The sequence below is a fragment of the Caballeronia sp. ATUFL_F1_KS39 genome (genome assembly GCF_023630985.1).
GTDB lineage: Bacteria > Pseudomonadota > Gammaproteobacteria > Burkholderiales > Burkholderiaceae > Caballeronia > Caballeronia zhejiangensis.
In genome coordinates this window covers 1-271 of the sequence record NZ_JALQDZ010000092.1, presented here as the reverse complement: position 1 = coordinate 271, position 271 = coordinate 1, and the positions used below count along the sequence as shown (strand labels likewise).

1 protein-coding gene is annotated in these 271 nt (G+C 49.8%); it reads left to right on the top strand.

The features are described 5' to 3' along the window. Positions 1–26: 26 nt before the first annotated feature. Positions 27–271, top strand: a 245-nt coding sequence (locus tag NCR93_RS31700) for a hypothetical protein (RefSeq protein WP_250532472.1), incomplete at its 3' end; no start/stop codon positions are given.

Here is a 271-nt window from a genome sequence, read left to right as displayed (position 1 = left end):
GTACAGGCGGTCGCAGTAGTCGGACCATGGTGAAACGCACCCGGGCGTTTAATGAAAACGACATGGGGCTAATCACCGAGGCTAACGTCGATAACGGTGAAACCGGTGTTACCGCATTCTTAAGTCAGAATGCTAAGCTGGGCGATCTGTATGGATTACCTATTGAGACGGCAAACGGAGAGTCGGTTGATTTAACTGACACAGCGCGGATGGTAAGTACCACGATGTTGCTATTACCTGGCAGTGATCGGGATGAACTAAATCACTGGAT